Origin of the sequence: Thermococcus sp. Bubb.Bath (assembly GCF_012027595.1) — an archaeon.
Classification (GTDB): Archaea; Methanobacteriota_B; Thermococci; order Thermococcales; family Thermococcaceae; genus Thermococcus.
The window spans coordinates 44,603-61,488 of record NZ_SNUR01000003.1 but is presented as its reverse complement, the minus strand read 5'-3'; the positions used below and the strand labels follow the sequence as shown (position 1 = coordinate 61,488).

Genomic DNA, 16,886 nt, shown 5'->3' with positions numbered 1-16,886 from the left:
GGAAAGTTCTCGACCGAAATGTTTAACATTAAAATGTTAAAAAAAACCTTAAAAAGCCATTTATTATGCACTAAAACGTCAATAAGAGGAGGTGCTCACATGGGATGGTTTGAGGAGTACTTCGAATTCGAAAGATATGGAACAAATATGAGAACCGAGATACTCGCGGGCATAACCACATTCATGACGATGGCATACATTCTCTTTGTGAATCCATCAATACTAAGCGTCGCTATGGGAAAAGGGGCCTTCAACACCCTCGTAGCGGTTACGGCTCTCTCAGCGGGGATAACGACGATAATAATGGGCATCTACGCAAAGAAGCCCTTCGCTCTTGCGCCAGGAATGGGCCTCAACGGATACTTCACATATAGCGTTGTATTGGGAATGGGATACAGCTGGCAGGTTGCCCTCGCGGCGGTGTTCGTTGAAGGACTGATATTCATAGTCCTAAGCGTGACCAAGGTAAGGAGCGCAGTCATAAACGCGATTCCTATGAGCCAGAAGTACGCGGTAGGAGCAGGAATCGGACTCTTCCTGACGTTTATAGGCCTTAACGATGTGAGTTTTATAACGGCCACGGCCAAAAGCGGTGTCCTCCAGTTCACAGGATTGAACTACTCCGCTATGGTGAGCAAGGCAGGGCTACTCTTCCTTTTCGGCCTTTTCTTAGCGGCGATCCTCATAGCGTACCGTATGAAAGGAGCTCTTTTAATTTCCATCCTAACCACCGCAACGCTCGGCTGGCTCACCGGAGCGGCGCCGTGGCCTCATCATTTCTTCTCAATGCCAACGGTAAGCTACACCTTCCTCAAGCTCGACCTCAAAGGCCTCCTCAATGTCGGGGCTCTTGGGGTCATATTTGCATTTTTAATGGTAGACTTCTTTGATACCATCGGAACGGTAACAGGGCTGAGCGCAAAGGCAGGTTACCTGACAAAGGAAGGAAAAATACCAGATTCAGAGAAGATACTCCTTACAGACGCAATTGGAACCACCCTAGGTGCCCTCCTCGGAACGTCAACTGTGACCACTTACATAGAGAGTGCATCCGGAATAGAGGAGGGAGGCAGAACGGGAATGACCGCGCTTGTCGTCGGCCTGCTGTTCCTCGCGATAGGACTTTTCATAGCCCCTCTCGCAGGCGCGATTCCAGCCTTCGCAACGGCACCAGCCCTGGTGATAGTGGGGTACTACATGATGAGCACGATAAAACAAGTGGACTTCAGTGACCCGGCGGATGCAATCCCTGCGTTCCTCGTTATCATGGCCATACCATTCACGTACTCAATATCCGTGGGAATAGGCCTTGGATTCATCAGCTACACGATAATAAAAGCTTTCAGGGGCAAATGGAAGGAAGTGCACCCACTAATGTGGGTACTGGCCATAATCTTCGCCGCCTATTTTGCATACCTTGGGGGAGCCTTTTGAGGTTTTTTTATTTCTCAAGCTTTTCTTCTTCTGGAAGATTATGCTTGAGAAACTGTTTGAGAACGTATGGGCACTGCTCCTGGAGGAAAGATGCAAATTCTCGCATTCTCTGAACGGTTACGTCATGGACGTAGTGCTCAAACTCACATGCGTCCTGCTCGGCAATCTCGGGAGGAATTCCGAGGATATCAACGAAAAACCTTGTAAGAAATCTGTGCTTTGCGTAGATGCCCTCTGCAATCTCATTTCCCTTCTCGGTTAGGAGTATCCTGTCGTATTTCTCATATTCTACAAGTCCCTTTTCGTCCAGTTTTTTCAAGGCATCCACGACACTCGGCGGTTTAACTCCTAGGGCCTTTGAGATGTCCTTAACCCTGATCACTCCCTTGTTTCTGTGGAGAAGGTACATCGTTTCAAGATACTCCTGTTCCCTCTTGCTGACTTCCAACGCCACCCACCGTGTTAGGATAGCCAAAAATGTTTAAGTAGTTTTCGGAATTCACGGAATGACCTCAACCTCAACGGGGTTTCCATCGCTGTCGTAAGCAGCAAAATCATCCAACCCAAATGGATAACCCAGTATGAGGTGAAATCCACCGAACTTTGAGAAGAACCACCTGTCAGCGGGGGAAGGAAAGACGACGCTGTCTGGATGAGAGTGGACGGTGCCCTTTATGCTCTCATCAAGGGGGAGCATCCACGTGTTAAAGAAAGCGGAGGTCCTCCCAAAGTGACCGGCGGGGGCTATGAGAACTTCCTCAAACACCCCATCTTTTTCTCGTAGAAAGCCCGCGAACTCGTTGGGATAAAACTCCTTAGCGAGCTCCAGCAAGTATTCAAGGAGCTCTCTCCTGATTCGTATTTTTGTTCCTGCCATAGTCACACCCTCAGGTTAGTTTGAATAGTGAAAGATAAATAAGTAAAAGTCAGAAAGGCTTCATGGGGCCCTCTCAAGGTACTTCTCAAGGCTCTTGACTGGAACATCAAAGGGGAGGCCAGCGGTCTCGACCATCTTCCGAAGGGCGTAAACCCTTGCGTGTTCCTCAAACTCTGATGGAGCAAATGATGACGGCTGGAGGTGGAGGTACTTCTCAACCACCGCGGGGATATCTGCCCGTTTCACCTTTTTAAGGCCACCGAACCAGTTCTCTATGCCATCAACGTCGATACCCGCGTAGACGGGGAGCTTAAAGGTTACAGTCTCGTTTATGCTTGACAGGAGCCTGGCGATGTCCACCGGTTGGGTGGCGGGGTCTATCAAAAGCCTCTTCACCACTATCCACTTCCCGTGCTTCGCCGTGAAGTTAACGTGATCCTCCGCAAAGGGAAGAACGACCTTAACTTTACCAAGGGGCTCCTCAGGATAGGAAACACGGGTGAATCTTGAGAGGGTCTCCCTAACAAGTACAGCCTTCGCAACATCTACAAGGAGCTTCTTGAGCTTCTTATCGTCCTCATAAACGAGGTTCCCAAGCTTCTTGGATGTCGCGGGGGACTTGAGCGTTACAACAGCGTCTGGAAACTCCCTCTTTGAGATTTCGTCAGCAAGGCTCATTATCCCTGCCACATTCACGACTCCAGTTAGGTAGCCAGGAATCCTCTCGTTCACGGTGTTCGCTACACTGGCCAGGAAATGGGCAACTTTCTCATCCTTGTCAACGTCCAGAAGTTTATCCCCAACTTTCCACTCGTTATACTTAGCTGTGAACATTATATGGTCTTCCACCACCATCTTTCTCCACCGCTGGTGTTAGGGCGGGATGGTATTTTAGCTTTTCCTACAATACCGGGAGGATAAAGTTATAAATCACCCAAAGGAAACCCACTCTAGAGTGAGAGAGCGAGAGGGATGGCAATGGGAGAGAATCCGACCCCCCAAAACACCACTGAATCCGAGAACAGGGAAAGATTCGAGCTGGGAGTAGATTTCCAGACCACTGAAGATATAAAAGTGCCCGATAAGCTCATAGACCAGGTCATAGGGCAGGAACATGCCGTTGAGGTTATAAAAACCGCGGCGGGTCAGAAGAGACACGTCCTCTTGATTGGAGAGCCAGGAACTGGAAAATCAATGCTTGGCCAGGCCATGGCTGAACTCCTCCCAACGGAGAGCCTAGAAGACGTCCTGGTGTTCCCCAACTCAGAGGACGAGAACATGCCAAGGATAAAGACCGTCCCGGCATGCCAGGGAAGGAGGATAGTGGACAGGTACAGAGAAAAGGCCAAAAGCCAAGAAAACCTCAAGTCCTACCTCCTCCTTGGGATAGTCTTCATGGTCATGATGGCTGTGATGTTCGACCCAAACACCACAAACTTTCTGATGGGGCTCTTCGTCATCGTCCTGACCATGATGGTCGTCTCAAACATGCGCCTCCGCACGAGCGTCCTAGTTCCCAAGCTCTTAATAGACAACTGCGGCAGAACAAAGGCCCCTTTCGTTGACGCAACCGGTGCCCATGCCGGGGCACTGCTTGGCGACGTCAGGCACGACCCGTTCCAGAGTGGTGGTCTCGGAACACCCGCCCACGAGCGCGTTGAGCCGGGAATGATACACCGCGCCCACAAAGGAGTCCTCTTCATAGACGAGATAGCGACCCTCTCCCTTAAGATGCAGCAGAGCCTCCTCACAGCAATGCAGGAAAAAAAGTTCCCGATAACCGGCCAGAGCGAGCTCTCCAGCGGTGCGATGGTGAGAACCGAACCCGTTCCCTGTGACTTCATCCTCGTCGCAGCAGGAAACCTCGACACCGTTGACAAGATGCATCCCGCTCTGCGCTCCCGTATAAGGGGCTACGGTTACGAGGTCTACATGAGAACAACGATGCCAGACACCATAGAGAACAGGAGAAAGCTCGTCCAGTTCGTTGCCCAAGAGGTCATGAGGGACGGCAAGATACCTCATTTCACGAGGGAAGCTGTGGAGGAGATAGTCAGGGAAGCCCAAAGAAGGGGCGGCAGAAAAGGACATCTCACGCTCCGTCTCCGTGACCTCGGCGGTATCGTTAGGGCAGCTGGAGACATAGCGGTCAAGAAGGGCAAGAAGTACGTGGAAAGGGAGGACGTCCTTGAAGCCATGAGGATGGCAAAACCCCTTGAGAAGCAGCTCGCCGACTGGTACATCGAGAACAAGAAGGAATATCAGGTCATAAAGAGCGAGGGCGGAGAGATAGGAAGGGTGAACGGCCTTGCAGTAATTGGGGAACAGAGCGGTATCGTCCTTCCGATAGAGGCAGTCGTTGCACCTGCCGCCAGCAAAGAGGAGGGCAAGATAATAGTCACTGGGAAACTCGGTGAGATAGCCAAGGAGGCCGTCCAGAACGTTTCAGCGATAATAAAGCGCTACAAGGGCGAGGACATCAGCAAGTACGACATCCACGTCCAGTTCCTCCAGACTTACGAGGGGGTAGAAGGGGACTCGGCAAGCATAAGCGTAGCCACAGCGGTAATCTCAGCACTTGAAGAGATACCAATACGGCAGGACGTGGCAATGACTGGATCACTGAGCGTCCGCGGCGAAGTCCTCCCAATAGGCGGCGCAACACCGAAGATAGAGGCGGCAATAGAGGCAGGCATCAAAACGGTGATTATACCCAAGTCGAACGAAAAAGACGTCTTCTTGGGCCCAGATCAGGCCGCAAAGATACAGATAATCCCGGTCGAGACAATAGACCAGGTGCTTGAGATTGCATTGGAGGACAACGAGAAGAAAGAAGAACTTATAGCAAGGATAAGGCGCGCCCTCCCACTCCAGAAGGGCTGAGCTTTACCCTTTTCATTCTCCTTCTAGGATGGCATGCGCCTTTTCAATTTTGACGGGCATTCCACCTGCTTTCAGAGTTCTCTCGGCATCCCTGAGTTTCTCCCGGATGGAGTTCACAAGGGTCTCCAAAGATATCCTGCCCTCGCGGGAAAGGGAAATGAAGACCCTGCAGCCTTTCCCCCCTCTGAGAGCCGGACATCCTTGAGGGAAACTCCCTTCATGCTGGAGAGGGCATCTCTAATGGCGGAGGAAACCCTGCCGAGGGAAATGTCCTTTCCACTAGAGGCGTCCTTTAACTCATCGAGGAGTTCTTCGACCCCCGCCTCACTCAGAATCCTTTCCACCTCCTTCTCGACCTGCGCCCGGTTCAAACGAGGTGCCGATACATCTGAAGAGTGAAGGGGAACCCCAAGAACCCTACCAGAGCGGAATCCAGGAACCTGAGTCCTAAGACGTACAGGGGGGACCTTTTGGACGACCTCAAAGCTGCAGTCCCTCATGATAACCCTCGTCTCAAAACCGGTTTCTTCCCCCAAAAAATCGGAGATGATAGATTTTAGAACGTCCTCCGGAGCGCTTACAGATGGGTACCCTCTAGCACTCACGCGAAGCCTGAGGATGTCCCTGCCAGTAACCCCGTGGAGCAACTTGCCATTGAGTGCCATGCGCTCGATTGCAATCCCGGAGAAATGTGCCCCCTTAACTATCCTGGGGACCGCACCTTCAACGCGAAGGGCTATCTCCGCGGGGAGATTTGACAGGCTGGCAGAGTACTTAAAGACAACAGCTGATGGAGTACTCTTCTTTTTTTCCGCACCATTGGAAGGGTGGAGGAGTTCGAGAAACTCAAGCTTCTCCAGAGAATACACCTCAACGTTCTCAAGGTTCTCAGAGAGGTGAGATTCAATGGGTATTACTTTACCGCTCCCATCAACCAGGAATGCTCTCCTACCATTAACCACTACCAGTAGGGGCCTTCCGAAGAACGGGCGGAGAGACTCAAGAAGGGCATTCTTTCCAATTTTAGTGTACATTGCAAGCTTTCCATTTTATCACCACCGGTGACACAATATCGGGATGTTCACAGAAATCTCCAAAATTTAATAAACATTTCGCGGGGAGAATCACGGGATAAATAATCTCCTGAATAACGACGGCCCGGGTCCCTAAATACTCCCAAGACGAAGTAATTAATGACCACAATTAGGTTTTTTGCTCCTAATATCACATAAATTTTGTAACAATTAGTTAAGTGCATACCCCCAATTTTCCGAGTAACACCCCTATTACCTCAACAGAATGAAACACGTATTATATGGTGATATCAACATGTTGAAAATTTTACGAAAATTTTATAACTGGAACGACCCATTCTTAAAACTGAAAACCAACACAAGGGGGGACCGATATGAGGACTAAAATCGACAAGGTCGATATCAAGATAATAAAGCTCCTCTCCCAGAACGCAAGGATGACGTACAAGGAACTTGCGGAGAGGCTTGGAACGACTAGGCAGAGGATATCGCGCAGGATGGACAAGCTTGAGCGCAACGGTGTTGTCATCAAGTATACGGTTATTCCTAATTTTGAGAAGCTCGGCTACCTCCACGCCATACTCGGCATAACCCTCAAAGCAGGTGTTGACCTGGACGAGATTGTGGAGAAGCTGAAAGGGATAGAAGAGATCAAAGTGATCGAGAAGGCGATAGGAGCCCACAACATCGTCGTCCACGTAGTAACTCAAAGCGATATGAAAAAGATGCAGGGGATAATAAACGCAATCTCCAAGGAGATACCGGGCATAGAGCACATGGACATAACTTTCATAACCGAAGTGTGCAAGCTCGAAGTTTTCTGACTCATTTCCTCTTCTGTCCAATTTGTCCTCGACAATAGTCGAGGGAAAGAGTAATAAACGCTTACTCTCAACCGGTTCAACAAGAGAGGGCACAAGCTCCCCCTTAAATCCCAGAGAGGTGACAATAATGCTATCTCCCCACGCACTCACTGCGGGCTCCATATTTGTATTAGCCCTTGGCGTCGTAGCCTTGAGACTTCATGCTCTCGACGGTAGGGGGGCGGCCGGTGCGGTTGTTCTAGGAATATTCCTCCTATGGCTCGGAGGGGTATACCCGTTTCTCGCAATGATGGTGTTCCTCATGATAGGAGTTGCCGCAACGAAGTACCGGTTCGAGGAGAAGGTTAGAAGGGGTTTTTCCTCAAAGAGTGAGAGGGTGCGCGGCCTTGGGAATGTTCTCGGTAACGGTCTCGCGGTGGTGGTCTTCCTAGTGGTTGAGATGATCACCCGGCAGGACATATTCTGGGCCGCAACGTTCTCGGCGATAGCCACCGTCAATGGGGACACCCTAGCAAGCGAGCTTGGAAAGGTGTTCGGGAGAAGGCCCAGGCTGATAACCAACCTCAAACCCGTCAAACCGGGCACCAACGGTGGTATTTCGCTCCCAGGAGAGTTCTTCGCGTTGGTGGGGGCTGCCCTTATAGTCCCCTTTGCCCTGCCGCTCACATCGCACAAGCTCCTCATGGGCGCGGCTATAGTAGTGGGCGGCTTCGTGGGGGTAAACCTGGACAGTCTCATCGGTGCGACCCTTGAGAACAGGGGTATAACAGACAACAACACCACCAACTTCACAGCATCGCTTCTCGGTGGGTTGGTGGGGGCGCTCACCTTCACCGCCCTGGGCGGATGATGAAACGGCGGATTCCCTTTTCTTCCGAAAGCCTCGTCCTTTAGAGTGGGAGGCAGTAATTGAGAAAGCAGCCTTCAATCAGGAAAGCAAACTATTTTAAGCTTCATAACCCATACCATACTTCAGTATGAAGCGGTCAGTAACCCTTAAGCTCCAGCCCTCGAAGGTTCAGGAGAAAGCCCTTTCCGAGTTAGTTCTCACTAGCTCGAAAGTCTGGAATAGGGTGAACTATCTTAGAATACAAGGATTCTTCGAGGGAAAACCCATAGACTTCCTCAGAACCGAGAAAATAGTTTATGAAGAGTTCAAATCCGAGATAGGCTCGGCAACGGTTCAACAAATTTGCAGGAAAAACACCGAGGCTTGGCGTTCATTCTTCTCCCTCCTTCGGAACAAAAGAAGCGGAGAACTCCCCGGCTGGCTCAAGCCGAAACCTCCAAACTACATCAAGGATGGAGGCTTAATCGTTCTAAGAAACGACCAATACGGAATTGAAGAGAACAAACTTATTCTAAAAGGCCTTGGAAAGTTCAAGCGCTTAGAAGTCCAGTTCAAGGGCAGAATTCACTTGAAGGGGAAGCAAGGCCGGTTGGAGATAACTTTCGACCCCGTGAGGCGAAAGTGGTATGCTCACATCTCATACACGGTGGAAGAAAGGCGTTATGGCCAAGAGGGGGTTAAACTTCCAAGAGAACCCTTAGGCAGTCTCTCCGCTGGAATTGACCTCGGAGTGAACAACTTAATGGCCGTTTACGTTGAAAACGGGGAGAGCTTCTTAGTGAACGGAAGACCGTTGAAAAGCATAGCCTTTTACTGGCAAAAACGGATAGCGGATTATCAATCCAAAATCAATAAGTCTGGAGCTAAGAAGAGTAAGAAACTCTCCAGAATGCACCAGAAGGCTAAACTTCAGGCGAAGCACTACATTAACACGGCGGTAAGGCAAACCGGTGAGAGGCTTTATCACCTCGGAGTTTCCAGAATTGTAGTTGGCTACCCGAAGAGCATAGCTAGGAACTCTGACAGGGGTAAAAAGCAGAATTATCTCCTATCTCACGTTTGGCGGTTTAACTCAGTCATTAAACGTTTAAAGGAAGCCTCTGAAGAGTATGGTATCCAGGTTTTGGTCGTCAATGAGGCTTTCACTTCGAAGACTTGCCCCGTTTGCGGGAAGCCCCACGAAGGGGCTCGTTTCGTTCGTGGATTGTTTAAGTGTCCCGAAACGGGGCTTGTCTTTAATGCTGATTTAGTTGGAGCCTTCAATATTTTGAAAAAGGTTGTGAAAACCATAACCCCGAATCTGAGCGGTCTTTACGCTCAGAGGAGGGGTAATTGGCCGAAGACCCGGCCAGAGGGGTCGAAGACCCGCTTTAACTTGGGCCTGAATGAGACCCCTCAAACCTCTCTACCAATGGCGAGGGGTTAATCCTTTAAGGTGGGGAGGAGGCCAGGATAGTTTTAAGGCATCAAGCTTTTATAGTGGGAGAGAGAAGGATAAGGGGTGATAACATGAAAGCTTACCTATCCGAGAACGTCAGGGGCGTCTACGCTTTTGATGAAGCTGGAAACCTCATCGCGAGCAAACCTTTCACCGAAAACGCAGAGGTAAAGCTCAACAGCCTCCTGAATGGAGAACCGTGCGATGGGCTATTAGGCCTTCTCGACGGACTAAAAAGTGATGGATACGACGAGTTCATCGTGGAGGATGCAGAACTCGGGAGAAGACTCAAGGAACTCGGATACAACGCAACCGGCGAGTTCCCAAACATAGCAGGGGAGAGGCTCCGCTCAAACCCCGCGGAGTTCATGGGCGAGAACTGGTTCGAGGAGTACTTCAACGTGGGCGTTGCCCTTACCAGGATGCGCATACAGGAGCAGAGCGGGGCAAGGGACAAGATGGTCATCCAGGCCATAGAGGCCCTGGACGACATAGACAAGGTCACAAACCTACTTATCTCACGCCTTAGGGAATGGTACGGCCTTCACTTCCCGGAGCTTGATGAACTCCTTCCAAAGCACGAACAGTACGTGGCGTTCGTGAGAACAGTGGGTTCCCGCGAAAACCTGAGTGAGGAGAAGTTGAGGGAGCTTGGTCTCTCCGAAGCGAAGGCGGAGAAGATCCTTAACGCCGCAAAGAACTCGATGGGGGCTCTCCTGGGTAAGTTCGACGAGAGAATCATTGTAAGGCTCGCGGGCGAGATAAACGACCTCTACAAACTCAGAAAGGAGATAGAGGACTACCTTGAGACGGCTATGGACGAAGTTGCTCCAAACATCAAAGCCCTCGTCGGGGCGAAACTTGGAGCGAGACTCCTCAGCCTCGCAGGCGGGCTGAAAGAGCTGGCCCTAATGCCTGCATCAACTATACAGGTTCTGGGAGCGGAGAAGGCCCTCTTCAGACACCTCAGGAGCGGTGCCAAGCCTCCAAAGCACGGCGTCATCTTCCAGTACCCGGAGATAAACCGCTCGCCGTGGTGGCAGAGGGGTAAGATAGCCCGCGCCCTCTCAGGCAAACTGGCGATAGCAGCTCGCGTCGACTACTTCTCCGGAGAATACATCGGAGAGGAGCTCAAGCAGGAAGTTGAAGCGCGCATCAGGGAGATAAAAGAGAAGTACCCCAACCCGCCGAAGAGGAAGGCCAAGTCCGAAAAGAAAAAGGAAAAGAAGAAGTTCAAAGGCAAAAAGGGCAAAGGCAAACCGGAGAAGGGCAAAAAGTTCGAAAAGAAAGAGAAGAGAGAGAAGTTTAAAGGCAAGAAAGACAAAGGCGGCAAGAAAAAGAAGGAGAAGAAGGGCAGGAGGTGAGCTGAATGCGCATAAAACCCCACAGGTTCCCCGGAGTTTTCACGTTCGTCGATGAGGATGGAAGTGAGAAGATAGCGACCAAGAACCTCGTTCCAGGTCAGAAGGTCTACGGCGAGAGAACCGTAAAGTTCGAGGGCGAGGAGTACAGGATATGGAACCCCAACCGCTCCAAGTTAGGCGCAGCGATACTCAACGGCCTCAAGAACTTCCCGATAAAACCCGGCACGACCGTCCTCTACCTCGGTATCGCCAGCGGTACGACCGCCTCCCACGTCAGCGACGTCGTCGGCTGGGAAGGAAAGGTCTTCGGCGTTGAGTTCTCACCGAGGGTTCTCAGGGAGCTCGTTCCCCTCGTTGAAAAGAGAAGGAACATAGTCCCCATACTCGGCGACGCTACAAAGCCCGAAGGCTACCGTGCGCTCGTCCCCAAGGTGGATGTAATCTTCGAGGACGTTGCCCAGCCGAGCCAGGCGAAAATCCTGATAGACAACGCGAAGGTCTACCTCAAGAGCGGCGGCTACGGCATGATATCAATAAAGAGCAGGAGTATAGATGTGACAAAGGAGCCGGAGCAGGTGTTCAAGGAAGTCGAGGAAGAACTATCGACGTACTTTGAGATTGTGGAGAAAGTCTCGCTTGAGCCTTACGAGAAGGACCACGCGCTCTTTGTCGTTAGAAAGCCTTGATGAGGTTTTGATTGATGCTACCCTTTTCTTTGAATTTTTCACTTCTTAACCGTTTAAGAGTCGGCGTTTCTATGGCGCTCCCAAAAGGGCGATCAGGGGGAGGGAGAAAAGGGCCACAATCAGAAGGGGCAGGTAAAGGCCCAGAAACCTCAATTTTGATTTTACGGATTGATAGAGCCGTACTAACTCATCCGCAACCTGAAATGCCTGGGGAGGAACATCGATTGGTTCATCAACGAGCGGTTCAACCCCAAAGCTTTTTCCATCCCACCTTAACACAGCCAGCGCGATCCCCTCAACGTTCCTCATGGGAATTTTGGGATCCAGGTGTCTCAGGTTATCTCCATTCGTTTGAATCGTCCTCCCATCCGTCCAGACGAGACGGTGGACGAAGTTTCCGGCTCTGGACATGTAGCGCGCCGGGATCCGAACGTCGAGCACCATTCCGGGCTTGAGCTCCTCCGGAACCTTCTTTGAGATTAGAACGACGTCTCCCTCAAAGATCGTAGGGTTCATGCTCGTCCCTTGGACAGTGCTTAGCTTGAAATCAAGAAAATTCCTAGGTCTTAGGAGATATATCAAGATGGACTGGACCGTGTGTCTGGTGAGGACGAAGACGGAAACCGAGAACGACCCCAGAATCGTCAGCTTCGTGGTTGAATCAAATGGCGCCGGTCCGTTCAGGACGGTGAAGGTGAAGAGGAAGGGGAAGAAGAAGCGGTCGTAGAGCCAAGAGGCATGGAGCCTCTCAAAAACGAAGGCATCAAGGAGGGTCAGCAGGGACGCGGTTATGAGAAGGCCGTCTCCGATGTAAACCAGGGTGTACCAGAACGGGGGCTTTGAAGTTTTCCCCGCGAGGTAGAGGTGATTTGAGTACTCGAAGTTTGCCGCTATGAGGAAGAGGAACAGGGAGAGAGCGGCGGAAGAGCCTATTCTCAGGAGCATTCTAAGCAGGAGGTTAACGCGGGTGTCCCCCTCCTCGTACTTCCAGATGAACAAAGACCACAGGGCAAAAAGGATGAGCGCAATAGTCCCCATTACGGTGGCTAGGGCAAACAGCTCAGGGAGGCCCTGGGGTAGGATAATCCTCCAGTAACTGAAGAGCAGTCCCACGCCAGCGCCCGCCAGAAATGCAATGTTGGCGCTCCTCAGGACATTCTCACTGCTCCCATGGGATATCAGTCCCATCACCGGTTTACATTCATTTAAGGATTAAAAAGTCTTCCTGAAATAGTAAAAAATATGTTAAGTGTGTCTATCGTCAATCGTCTAAAAACTCTTTCACTTTTACCGAAAGACTTTTATAAGCCCTCCTCCAACTCCAAGAGGACATTTTCAAAGCTTGAAGGTGGTGTCATATGAGAAAACTCCTGAAGCCCAACAGAGAAGTGGGCATAATAGGCTACGGTGCCTACGTTCCAATGTATAGAATCAAGGCGGAAGAGATAGGACGCGTCTGGGGCTCCACCGCGTACCCAATACAGGAGAAGTCCGTGCCAGGACTTGACGAGGATACCATTACAATAGGGATAGAAGCAGCAAGAAACGCCCTGAAGAGGGCTGGCATTGACCCCAAACTTATCCGGGCCGTGTGGCTCGGAACTGAGAGCAAGCCCTACGCCGTTAAACCGAGCGGAACCGTTGTCGCCGAGGCGATAGGAGCCACCCCCGATTTGAACGCCGCCGACTTTGAGTTCGCCTGTAAAGCCGGAACCGAGGCCATCCAGGCAGCAATGGGATTTGTAGGCTCTGGAATGGCCGACTACGCGATGGCCATCGGTGCCGACACATCCCAGGGAAGACCGGGCGATGCCCTCGAGTTCACGGCTTCGGCAGGGGGAGCCGCTTACATCCTCGCCCCGAAGAGTCCTGAAACTCTTGCTTATTTCGAGGCGAGCTATTCTTACGTTACGGACACCCCCGACTTCTGGAGGAGGCAGCACGAGCACTACCCGAGGCACGGCAACCGCTTCACCGGTGAGCCGGCCTACTTCCACCAGATAATAAACGCCGCCAAGACCCTCATGGAGGAAATGGGCTACACTCCGAGCGACTTCGACTACGCGGTCTTCCACCAGCCGAACGTCAAGTTCCCTCTCACCGCCGCCAAGATCCTTGGAATCCCGAAGGAGAAGGTTCTTCCGGGCCTCCTCAGTGGAATAATCGGCAACACTTACAGCGGCGCAACTCTCGTCGGCGTTTCAGCGGTTCTCGACATAGCCAAACCCGGAGACAGGATTCTCTGGGTGAGCTTTGGAAGCGGTGCCGGAAGCGACGCCTTCAGCCTCGTAGTTCAGGACGCTATAGAGGAGAAGAGAGACCTAGCTCCAAAGACCATGGAATACGTGAACAGGAAGAAGTACATCGACTACGCGCTCTACGCAAAGGCAAGAAGGAAGTACATTGTATGAGGTGGTTGAAATGGAGAAGCCCGTCATAATTGGTGCAGGTATGGTACCCGTCGGTGAGCACTGGAGACTTTCACTTAGGGACATAGCCGTTGAGGCCCTCCTAAACGCGATGGATGATGCTGGAATCGACAAAGTTGACTCCCTCTACGTCGGGAACATGGCCTCCGGCTCCTTCATAGAGCAGGAAAACCTCGGCGCCCTCATAGCCGACTGGGCCGGGCTCGGCCACATCCCTGCGGTTAAGATCGAATCCGCCTGCGCCTCAGGTGGTGCTGCGGTTCAGGAAGGTACAAAGGCGGTTATGAGCGGACTCGAGGATGTTGTGGCGGTAGTCGGCGTCGAGAAGATGACTGACGCCTGGCCGAGTGACGCAACGAGATACCTTGCCTACGCCGCAGACGCTGACTGGGAGCTCTTCCACGGCGCGAGCTTCGTCGCCCTCAACGCCCTCCTCATGAGACTCTACATGAAGGAGCACGGCTACACAGAAGAGGACCTTGCTCACTTCGCCGTCAACGCCCACGCAAACGGTTCCAAAAACCCATACGCTATGTTCAAGCGCCCGATAACCGTTGATACTGTCCTTAAGAGTCCCTACATTGCCGACCCGCTCAAGCTCTTCGACGCCTCGCCGGTCTGCGATGGTGCCGCGGCGGTGATAATAACCTCAAAGGAGAAGGCACGGGAGTTAGGAGTTCCAAAGGAAAAGATGGTCGAGGTAGCCGGCTTTGGAAGGGCCATAGACACAATAAACCTCGCGAACAGGGAGGATCTCCTCACGCTCACTGCAGCCAAGATAGCGGCGGAGAGAGCCTATAAAATGGCCGGGGTAACCGCTAAGGACATCGACTTCTTCGAGGTCCATGACGCCTTCACTATCATGGCAGCGCTCAGCCTGGAGGCCATTGGCGTTGCGGAGAAAGGTAAGGGTGCCCTCGTTGCTAGGGAAGGACAGATAGCAATAGACGGTGACTACCCAATACAAACGATGGGCGGTCTAAAGAGCAGAGGACACCCTGTTGGAGCCACTGGTGTTTATCAGACGGTTGAAGCCGTTCTTCAGCTTCGCGGAGAAGCTCCCGAAGGGATACAGGTTCCCGACGCTGAGGTTGGCCTTACCCAGAACATAGGTGGAACCGGCTCAAACATAACCATAAACATCCTTAGGAGGGTCTGAAATGGGGAAGCCGATGCAGGTTGCCCGTCACTGGAGGCACTTCGGTGAGAAGTACAGGTTGGTCGGCGGAAAGTGCGAGAACGGACACGTTTTCTTCCCAGGAAGGGAAGTCTGCCCAATCTGCGGCTCAAGGAACGTTGAGCCCTTCGAGTTCAGCGGAAAGGGCAAGGTAATAAGCTGGACCCTAGTTAGGAACCCGCCGAGCGGTTTTGAGTACTACAAACCATATCCACTCGCCCTGGTCCAGCTGGAGGAGGGACCGGTCGTCCTTGCCCAGCTCACGGACGTCGAGCCTGACCAAATCGACTTCGGAATGGAGGTCGAGATGGTCACGAGAAAGGTCAGGGAGTTCGACGAGGACGGAATAATCCTCTACTCCTACAAGTTCAGGCCGGTTCTAAAATGACGGCCGTTTCCTTTTAACCTATTTCCTTTGAAACGGAAAAGAGAACAAGTTAGACGTTCTCAAGGAGCATTTTCTCGCCGTTCTCAAACTCCAGCTGGAGCCTTCCGCGCTCCATAATCACCTTTGTCCCGTTAACGACAGCCTCTATCCTGTCTCCATCGGGTTCCACACCGAGCATCCCCGCTATCTCCTCGACGCTCTTCAACGAGCCCTCCATTGTGGTTTCAAGGGGTCCTTCATCCCCGAATATACGAACACGGAGCTTACCCCCATCTTTTTTGATAAAGCTTTCCTCGTTTATTCCCTCAACAGAATCCTTAACAGGGGGATGTATACATGGCATCTCAATCACCATCCGTATTTCGACTTTTAGCTTTATCATTCTTTTCATTCTTTTTCAAGTCTAAGACCATTCTCCTCCAGATCCTCTCCTTCCCGACAACCCTGAAGCCGTACTCCTCATAAAAGTGTTTGGCCCCCTCGTTCTTCTCCCCAACCCACAGTTCAATCCGGTCGTAGGACTCTTCCAGGTACCGGAGACAAGTGTCCATAAGGGCCCGCCCGATTCCCTTTCCCTGGAACCTGGAGTCTATTACAAACTCATGCACCGCCCCAACCGATCTCTCCTCGTACTTGCTGTGCCAGTCTCTATCGCACACTATGAAGCCAACTATCTCGCCCCCAACCTTCGCCACGAAAAAACCGTCCTTAGCCTTCACCCAGCACCAGCGGAGATATCCCCTAGCGTAGTCCACGCCCTCTCCCCCGTATTCACGCAGTCCCTCGTATCCGTCCATGTATATCTCGACCAGCCTCTCCAGGGTATCCCTGTCGAACTTCTCAAGCTTTTCTATCTTAACTCCCTTCATCAATATGGCCTCATCGTCGGGTTTAAAAAGTCTGACGGCTACTTTAAACGGAGCAAGAAGGTGGTAAAGATGGGAAAAGAGAAGCCGAAATACTGCGAGATATGCGGAGCTCCCATCAGGGGACCTGGACACATAATCCGCATTGAGGGGAGTGAGCTCCTCGTCTGCGATAGATGTTACGAGAAATACGCCCACAAAAAACCCGGAACGTTCAGCATAATGCCCACCGGAAGGCAACCGACCAGGAGAACGTACTCAAGGCCCCCTTCCAGGCCCAAACCTGCACCAAAGCCCAGAACCGAGAGGCCCCTAGTTGCGGAGGAGATCGTTGAGGATTACGCTGAAAGGGTTTATCAGGCAATACAACGGTCAAAGAAGAGCTATCAGGAACTGGCACAGGAGATAGGCTTATCCATGAACGACCTGCGTGCGATAGCCCACGGGCACCGCGAACCGACGATAAAAGAGGCAAGAAAGCTGGAAAAGTACTTCAAAATAAAGCTCATAGAGAGCGTCGAAAGCGAGGTTCAGGAAAAGAAAATCATCCCCAGAAACTACGAGCCCACCCTTGGGGACATAGCCAACGTCAGGATAAAGAAGAGGAAGAAGTGACGCGCTGCCTCAACACTGCGA

At 51.7% G+C, this 16,886-nt stretch carries 18 protein-coding genes; 11 read left to right on the top strand and 7 right to left on the bottom strand.

What is annotated here, in order from left to right:
* Positions 1-99: 99 nt before the first annotated feature.
* Positions 100-1,434, top strand: a complete 1,335-nt coding sequence (locus E3E29_RS07505; protein ID WP_167910383.1) for an NCS2 family permease — start codon at positions 100-102, stop codon at positions 1,432-1,434.
* A gap of 7 nt (positions 1,435-1,441) precedes the next feature.
* Here E3E29_RS07505 and E3E29_RS07500 read toward each other — a convergent pair whose 3' ends face one another.
* Genes E3E29_RS07500 through E3E29_RS07490 form a run of 3 tightly spaced genes read right to left on the bottom strand, consistent with a single transcriptional unit; the run spans position 1,442 to position 3,166 of the window.
* Positions 1,442-1,882, bottom strand: coding sequence for a metal-dependent transcriptional regulator (locus E3E29_RS07500; protein WP_167910382.1), 441 nt, complete (start codon positions 1,880-1,882; stop codon positions 1,442-1,444).
* Between the two features lie 51 nt (positions 1,883-1,933).
* Complete coding sequence (locus E3E29_RS07495; protein WP_167910381.1) at positions 1,934-2,311, bottom strand: Mov34/MPN/PAD-1 family protein; 378 nt, start codon at positions 2,309-2,311, stop codon at positions 1,934-1,936.
* A 60-nt stretch (positions 2,312-2,371) separates the two neighbouring features.
* Entirely contained in the window at positions 2,372-3,166 is a 795-nt protein-coding gene (locus tag E3E29_RS07490; protein WP_167910380.1) for a DUF2666 family protein, read from the bottom strand.
* Between the two features lie 123 nt (positions 3,167-3,289).
* Between E3E29_RS07490 and lonB the strand changes: the two genes are divergently transcribed.
* A complete protein-coding gene (gene lonB, locus E3E29_RS07485) occupies positions 3,290-5,194 on the top strand; it encodes an ATP-dependent protease LonB (RefSeq protein WP_167910379.1) in 1,905 nt (634 codons plus the stop codon).
* A gap of 113 nt (positions 5,195-5,307) precedes the next feature.
* Here lonB and E3E29_RS07480 read toward each other — a convergent pair whose 3' ends face one another.
* Entirely contained in the window at positions 5,308-6,228 is a 921-nt protein-coding gene (locus E3E29_RS07480) for a hypothetical protein (protein WP_167910378.1), read from the bottom strand.
* A gap of 374 nt (positions 6,229-6,602) precedes the next feature.
* Between E3E29_RS07480 and E3E29_RS07475 the strand changes: the two genes are divergently transcribed.
* The 5 genes from E3E29_RS07475 to E3E29_RS07455 all read left to right on the top strand — a co-directional run bounded on the left by E3E29_RS07475 (position 6,603) and on the right by E3E29_RS07455 (position 11,390).
* The gene (locus tag E3E29_RS07475; RefSeq protein ID WP_167910377.1) at positions 6,603-7,052 is read left to right on the top strand and encodes an Lrp/AsnC family transcriptional regulator; all 450 of its coding nucleotides are present in this window, start codon (positions 6,603-6,605) and stop codon (positions 7,050-7,052) included.
* Between the two features lie 127 nt (positions 7,053-7,179).
* Positions 7,180-7,902 carry a DUF92 domain-containing protein gene (locus tag E3E29_RS07470; RefSeq protein WP_167910376.1) on the top strand — a complete coding sequence of 241 codons (723 nt, stop codon included), beginning with the start codon at positions 7,180-7,182 and terminating at the stop codon, positions 7,900-7,902.
* Between the two features lie 127 nt (positions 7,903-8,029).
* Positions 8,030-9,328, top strand: a complete 1,299-nt coding sequence (locus E3E29_RS07465) for an RNA-guided endonuclease TnpB family protein (RefSeq protein ID WP_167910375.1) — start codon at positions 8,030-8,032, stop codon at positions 9,326-9,328.
* Between the two features lie 83 nt (positions 9,329-9,411).
* A complete protein-coding gene (locus E3E29_RS07460; RefSeq protein ID WP_167910374.1) occupies positions 9,412-10,704 on the top strand; it encodes a C/D box methylation guide ribonucleoprotein complex aNOP56 subunit in 1,293 nt (430 codons plus the stop codon).
* A 5-nt stretch (positions 10,705-10,709) separates the two neighbouring features.
* Entirely contained in the window at positions 10,710-11,390 is a 681-nt protein-coding gene (locus E3E29_RS07455) for a fibrillarin-like rRNA/tRNA 2'-O-methyltransferase (protein WP_167910373.1), read from the top strand.
* A gap of 69 nt (positions 11,391-11,459) precedes the next feature.
* On the opposite strand, the gene E3E29_RS07450 is transcribed toward E3E29_RS07455, so the two are convergent.
* Positions 11,460-12,578 carry a S24/S26 family peptidase gene (locus tag E3E29_RS07450; protein WP_167910372.1) on the bottom strand — a complete coding sequence of 373 codons (1,119 nt, stop codon included), beginning with the start codon at positions 12,576-12,578 and terminating at the stop codon, positions 11,460-11,462.
* Between the two features lie 170 nt (positions 12,579-12,748).
* On the opposite strand from E3E29_RS07450, the gene E3E29_RS07445 reads away from it, so the two are divergent.
* From E3E29_RS07445 to E3E29_RS07435, 3 genes are read left to right on the top strand one after another with little or no spacing between them, the layout of a single operon-like run.
* Positions 12,749-13,801, top strand: coding sequence for a hydroxymethylglutaryl-CoA synthase (locus tag E3E29_RS07445; RefSeq protein WP_167910371.1), 1,053 nt, complete (start codon positions 12,749-12,751; stop codon positions 13,799-13,801).
* A 10-nt stretch (positions 13,802-13,811) separates the two neighbouring features.
* Positions 13,812-14,978, top strand: a complete 1,167-nt coding sequence (locus tag E3E29_RS07440; protein WP_167910370.1) for a thiolase domain-containing protein — start codon at positions 13,812-13,814, stop codon at positions 14,976-14,978.
* 1 nt (position 14,979) lies between these two features.
* On the top strand, positions 14,980-15,384 hold the full coding sequence (locus E3E29_RS07435) for a Zn-ribbon domain-containing OB-fold protein (RefSeq protein WP_167910369.1): 405 nt from the start codon (positions 14,980-14,982) through the stop codon (positions 15,382-15,384).
* A gap of 49 nt (positions 15,385-15,433) precedes the next feature.
* Here the strand turns inward: E3E29_RS07435 and E3E29_RS07430 are convergent, their stop codons facing one another.
* Positions 15,434-15,739 (bottom strand): hypothetical protein, encoded by a 306-nt coding sequence (locus tag E3E29_RS07430; RefSeq protein WP_394352986.1) that lies wholly within the window; start codon positions 15,737-15,739, stop codon positions 15,434-15,436.
* Positions 15,729-16,253: a GNAT family N-acetyltransferase gene (locus tag E3E29_RS07425; protein ID WP_167910368.1), complete on the bottom strand. Its 525-nt coding sequence runs from the start codon at positions 16,251-16,253 to the stop codon at positions 15,729-15,731. The genes E3E29_RS07430 and E3E29_RS07425 overlap by 11 nt, the downstream gene beginning before the upstream one ends.
* A gap of 69 nt (positions 16,254-16,322) precedes the next feature.
* Here E3E29_RS07425 and E3E29_RS07420 point away from each other — a divergent pair, with 69 nt between their 5' ends.
* Positions 16,323-16,865 carry a multiprotein bridging factor aMBF1 gene (locus E3E29_RS07420; protein ID WP_167910367.1) on the top strand — a complete coding sequence of 181 codons (543 nt, stop codon included), beginning with the start codon at positions 16,323-16,325 and terminating at the stop codon, positions 16,863-16,865.
* Positions 16,866-16,886: the final 21 nt, after the last annotated feature.

Excerpts from the sequence above, each read along its gene's own strand:
- E3E29_RS07505 (WP_167910383.1), top strand. The coding sequence starts at position 100 with ATGGGATGGTTTGAGGAGTACTTCGAATTCGAAAGATATGGAACAAAT.
- E3E29_RS07495 (WP_167910381.1), bottom strand. The coding sequence starts at position 2,311 with ATGGCAGGAACAAAAATACGAATCAGGAGAGAGCTCCTTGAATACTTG.
- E3E29_RS07490 (WP_167910380.1), bottom strand. The coding sequence starts at position 3,166 with ATGGTGGTGGAAGACCATATAATGTTCACAGCTAAGTATAACGAGTGG.
- lonB (WP_167910379.1), top strand. The coding sequence starts at position 3,290 with ATGGGAGAGAATCCGACCCCCCAAAACACCACTGAATCCGAGAACAGG.
- E3E29_RS07480 (WP_167910378.1), bottom strand. The coding sequence starts at position 6,228 with ATGTACACTAAAATTGGAAAGAATGCCCTTCTTGAGTCTCTCCGCCCG.
- E3E29_RS07475 (WP_167910377.1), top strand. The coding sequence starts at position 6,603 with ATGAGGACTAAAATCGACAAGGTCGATATCAAGATAATAAAGCTCCTC.
- E3E29_RS07470 (WP_167910376.1), top strand. The coding sequence starts at position 7,180 with ATGCTATCTCCCCACGCACTCACTGCGGGCTCCATATTTGTATTAGCC.
- E3E29_RS07465 (WP_167910375.1), top strand. The coding sequence starts at position 8,030 with ATGAAGCGGTCAGTAACCCTTAAGCTCCAGCCCTCGAAGGTTCAGGAG.
- E3E29_RS07460 (WP_167910374.1), top strand. The coding sequence starts at position 9,412 with ATGAAAGCTTACCTATCCGAGAACGTCAGGGGCGTCTACGCTTTTGAT.
- E3E29_RS07455 (WP_167910373.1), top strand. The coding sequence starts at position 10,710 with ATGCGCATAAAACCCCACAGGTTCCCCGGAGTTTTCACGTTCGTCGAT.
- E3E29_RS07450 (WP_167910372.1), bottom strand. The coding sequence starts at position 12,578 with ATGGGACTGATATCCCATGGGAGCAGTGAGAATGTCCTGAGGAGCGCC.
- E3E29_RS07445 (WP_167910371.1), top strand. The coding sequence starts at position 12,749 with ATGAGAAAACTCCTGAAGCCCAACAGAGAAGTGGGCATAATAGGCTAC.
- E3E29_RS07440 (WP_167910370.1), top strand. The coding sequence starts at position 13,812 with ATGGAGAAGCCCGTCATAATTGGTGCAGGTATGGTACCCGTCGGTGAG.
- E3E29_RS07435 (WP_167910369.1), top strand. The coding sequence starts at position 14,980 with ATGGGGAAGCCGATGCAGGTTGCCCGTCACTGGAGGCACTTCGGTGAG.
- E3E29_RS07430 (WP_394352986.1), bottom strand. The coding sequence starts at position 15,739 with ATGGTGATTGAGATGCCATGTATACATCCCCCTGTTAAGGATTCTGTT.
- E3E29_RS07425 (WP_167910368.1), bottom strand. The coding sequence starts at position 16,253 with ATGAAGGGAGTTAAGATAGAAAAGCTTGAGAAGTTCGACAGGGATACC.
- E3E29_RS07420 (WP_167910367.1), top strand. The coding sequence starts at position 16,323 with ATGGGAAAAGAGAAGCCGAAATACTGCGAGATATGCGGAGCTCCCATC.